The organism is Rudaea sp., assembly GCF_036383415.1.
GTDB lineage: Bacteria > Pseudomonadota > Gammaproteobacteria > Xanthomonadales > Rhodanobacteraceae > Rudaea.
Genome location: NZ_DASVOK010000181.1, coordinates 1 through 3,916, shown reverse-complemented (window position 1 = coordinate 3,916; position 3,916 = coordinate 1). Strand labels below are relative to the sequence as shown.

Here is a 3,916-nt window from a genome sequence, read left to right as displayed (position 1 = left end):
GGCGCAGCGAAAGATGCTGGGCCAGCAGTTCCTCGAACGCGAGCCGGCGCTGCGCCGGGTGTGTGCCGAGGCCGAGTTGCATGAGATCCGCGTCGGGCGGTGGCCGGTGCATGTAGAGCAGCGCATCGCGCAGCGAGATCGCCGCGTTCTTCTCGCGCAGCGCGGGTGGAATCAGCTCCAGCGACTCGTCTTGTGGCAACAACGCGAGCGCGCGCTGGATCAGGCCGCCAAGGCGCTTCTGGCCGAGACCTTCGGTAGTCGGATAGATCGGGGTCAGGCGCTCCTCGACCTCGCTCGCGGCATCCTCGGCCAGTCGCTGGTACTGCGGGTGCACCATCTCGAGACTGTGCTGGCCGCGGCGCACTTCGCCGTAGCAGCGCAGGCGCGCGCCGACAGCAAGCTGGTTGACCTGCGCGTTGTTGAAGTGGAAGAAGCGCAGCAGCAAGGTCGATTGCGAACCGTCGGCGATCGCGATCTTCAGCTGCGGTCGAAAACGAAACCCCTTCTCGATCGCTTCGATACGCCCTTCGACCTGCGCGGTGTCACCGACGCGCAGGTCGCGGATCGCGCTGATCCGCGTCTTGTCCTCGTAGCGCAGCGGCAGGTGAAACCAGAGATCCTGCAGCGTGAGCAGCCCAAGCTTCGCCAGCGATTCGCGCAGCGCGGGGCCGACGCCGGGAAGCGACGTCAGCGCAGCGGCACCGGAATTCCCGGAAGCGGCGGAAGCTGGCGTAGTCACGCCTTCCTTCTCTCAGGAAAAAGGAAGGAGCGGATAGTCAGTCCACCACCGCAATCATGTCGATCTCGACCTGCGCGCCTTTCGGCAGACCCTTGACCTCGATCGTCGAGCGCGCGGGATACGGGGTCTTGAAGTAGTCGGCCATGACCGCATTGACTGCGGCGAAGTTGGCGAGATCGGTCAGGTAGATGCCGACACGCGCAACGTCGCCGAAGTCGACCTGCGCCGCGGCCGCGACCGCCTTGAGATTCTCGAACACCTGCACGGCCTGCTTGACGATATCGCCTACGACGAGTTCACCGGTCGCGGGATCGATTGGCGTCTGGCCGGAAAAGTAGATCGTATTGCCGATGTTCACAGCCTGTGAGTAGGGGCCGATGGCCTTCGGCGCGCGGTCGCTGTGGACGGGATTGCGGGGCATGGGATTCCTCCAGAATCAAAAACTGGCAGAGAGCATAAAAGCTTCGTCATTCCGGCGACAAGCGAAGCTTGAACAGCGAAGCTGGCCCGAAGGGCGAGCGCGCAGCGCGAGTAAAGCCGGAGTGATGGGCAAAGCTCACTCCGGATAGCGATACACGCCGTGCACCACGCTCGCGCGGCGTACGCGGTTCATCACCTCATCGAGGTGCTTGCGGTCGCGCACCTCGATCGTGAACATCAGCGAGGAGGTGTTGAGGTCGCGGTCCTGGTATTCGACGTTCTCGATGTTCGAGTCGGCCCCGGCGATCGCGGCCGCGATCGTCGCGAGCACGCCGGGCTTGTTCTCGACGACGATGCGCAGGCGCACGCGGTAGTCGCCGGCGACGTCGCGGTCCCAGCCCATCGCGATGATGCGCTCGGGCGTCTTGCGGTATTCGGCCGCGTTCGGGCAGTCGACGCGGTGCACGACCACGCCCTTGCCTTGCGAGAGATAACCGAATATCTCGTCGCCCGGCAGCGGATGGCAGCATTGGCCGAAGCTGAGCACACCGCGCTCGCTGCCGGTAATCAGCACCTTTTCCTGCGCATGCCGCGTCGCCTTGGTCGTGCGCGCCGCGCCTTCGGCCAACGCAGTCGCCACCTGGTCGGGCATGCGGTTGCCGAGCGCGATGTCGGCGAGCAGTTCCTCGAGGCGCTTGAACTTGGCGTCGGCGAGATAGCGGTCGAGCGTCTTCAGCGGAATCGCGTCGAGCGTGACGCCCTGCGCTTCGAGCGCGCGGTCGAGCATGCGATGGCCGAGCTCGACCGCGTCCTCGTGCTGCAGATGTTTCAGATTGTTGCGGATCGCCACGCGCGCACGCGCGGAGACGACCCACTCCAGCCATTGCGGCATCGGTTGCGCCGACGGCGCGGTGATGATCTCGACCGTCTCGCCCGAGTTCAGGCGCGTGCGCAGCGGTACGAGCTTCCGGTCGACGCGCGCCGCAACGGCATGGTTGCCGACGTCGGTGTGGACGAAGTAGGCGTAGTCGAGCGCGGTCGCATTGCGCGGCAGCGAGAATATTTTTCCCTTCGGCGAGAACAGGTAGACATCGTCCGGGAACAGGTCGACCTTGACGTTTTCGAGGAACTCCGCCGACGAGGACGTCTCGCGTGCCTGCGTCTCGACCAGGCCGGCGATCCAGTCGCGCGCGCGCGACTGCGCGGCGTTCGCGGGTTCGGTTGTCTTGTAGACCCAGTGCGCGGCGACGCCGCGCTCGGCGGCCTGGTCCATTTCCGCGGTGCGGATCTGGATCTCGATCGGCGCGCCGAACGGCCCGAACAGCACGGTGTGCAGCGACTGATAGCCGTTCGCCTTCGGGATCGCGATGAAATCGCGGAAGCGCCCGTCGAGCGGCTTGAACAGTGAGTGGATCGCGCCGAGCGCGTGGTAGCACTGCATCGTGTTCTCGACAATGACGCGGAAGCCGTACACGTCCATGACCTGAGCGAAGGTCTTGTGCTCCTTGTGCATCTTCGAATAGGTGCTGTACGGCGTCTTGATCCGGCTCATGACGCGCGCCGGGATGTGCTCCGCGACGAGGCGCGCCGCAAGTGCGGCCTCGATCTTGCCCATCGCCTCGCGGCGGTTGCCGAGCACGCTCTTGATGCGCTCGACGATGATGCGGTAGCGGTCGGGATAGAGCGCGCGGAAGCCGAGATCCTGCAGTTCGGAACGGAACCGGTTCATGCCGAGGCGCTGGGCGATCGGCGCGTAGATGTCAAGCGTCTCGCGCGCGATGCGCCGGCGCGAGGCCAGTGCCATGCTGCCGAGCGTGCGCATGTTGTGCAGGCGGTCAGCAAGTTTTATCAGGATGACGCGCAGATCACGCGCCATCGCCAGCAGCATCTTGCGGAAGCTCTCGGCCGCGGCGTCCTGCTGGTTGCGGAACTTGACCTTGTCGAGCTTGGTGACGCCGTCGACCAGTTCGGCGACGGTGGAACCGAACTTCGCCTCGATCTCCGATCGCGGCAGCGGCGTGTCTTCGAGCGTGTCGTGCAGGATCGCGGCGATGATCGTTTCCGCATCCATGCCGAGATCGGCGAGGATCGCCGCGACCGCAACCGGATGGGTGATGTAGGGCTCGCCGCTCTTGCGCTTCTGCCCTTCGTGCGCGTGCGCGCCGGTGAAGTAGGCCTCGCGCACGCGCGCGACCTGCTCGGCGGGCAGATAAGCGGAAAGGCGCTGTTCGAGCGCCAGCACGTCGGCAGGGACGGTTTCCTGCAGCGCCGTGCTCATGGGCGTGTCCCTAGCGTGTTACGCGAAGCGAAGGCGAAGCGGCACGTTTTGCCTGCGCGCGCTTGCCGGGCAAGGCGCGCATGGGCGAATGGCGATGGCTTGCGCCATCTCTCACAGGTCGTCGCCGCCCTTGAGATCGTCGTCGACTTCAGCGGCGGCCCATTCCAGCGCCTCGCGCTCGGCCTTCTCGCGCGCGGCCTTGTCGACCTCGTCGATCAGGTGCTGGTCGATCTTGCGGCCGGCGATCTCGCGCAGGGCGAGCACGGTCGGCTTGTCGTTGACGGTGTCGACCATCGCGTCGGCGCCGTTGGCGAGCTGACGCGCGCGCTTGGTCGCCATCAATACGAGTTCGAAGCGGTTGTCGACCACTTCCAGACAATCTTCTACGGTAATGCGTGCCATAAACACCTCGAAAAACCAAAAACGAAGTCCGGGCCGCGCGCGATCCGGAACGAACCGGCGCGATATTCGAATCGTCT

General features: G+C 65.3%; 3 protein-coding genes and 1 pseudogene. All 4 read right to left on the bottom strand.

Annotation, left to right across the window (positions count from 1 at the left end; genetic code table 11):
• Positions 1-739: pseudogene (locus VF497_RS07120) on the bottom strand (ATP-dependent DNA helicase RecG); the annotation flags it as partial.
• Between the two features lie 37 nt (positions 740-776).
• Positions 777-1,160, bottom strand: coding sequence for a RidA family protein (locus VF497_RS07115; protein WP_330887108.1), 384 nt, complete (start codon positions 1,158-1,160; stop codon positions 777-779).
• A 135-nt stretch (positions 1,161-1,295) separates the two neighbouring features.
• Positions 1,296-3,437: a bifunctional (p)ppGpp synthetase/guanosine-3',5'-bis(diphosphate) 3'-pyrophosphohydrolase gene (locus VF497_RS07110; RefSeq protein ID WP_330887106.1), complete on the bottom strand. Its 2,142-nt coding sequence runs from the start codon at positions 3,435-3,437 to the stop codon at positions 1,296-1,298.
• Positions 3,438-3,548: 111 nt separating this feature from the next.
• Entirely contained in the window at positions 3,549-3,839 is a 291-nt protein-coding gene (rpoZ, locus tag VF497_RS07105; RefSeq protein ID WP_330887104.1) for a DNA-directed RNA polymerase subunit omega, read from the bottom strand.
• Positions 3,840-3,916: the final 77 nt, after the last annotated feature.

Coding starts and splice junctions, on each gene's coding strand:
- VF497_RS07115 (WP_330887108.1), bottom strand. CDS start 1,160: ATGCCCCGCAATCCCGTCCACAGCGACCGCGCGCCGAAGGCCATCGGC.
- VF497_RS07110 (WP_330887106.1), bottom strand. CDS start 3,437: ATGAGCACGGCGCTGCAGGAAACCGTCCCTGCCGACGTGCTGGCGCTC.
- rpoZ (WP_330887104.1), bottom strand. CDS start 3,839: ATGGCACGCATTACCGTAGAAGATTGTCTGGAAGTGGTCGACAACCGC.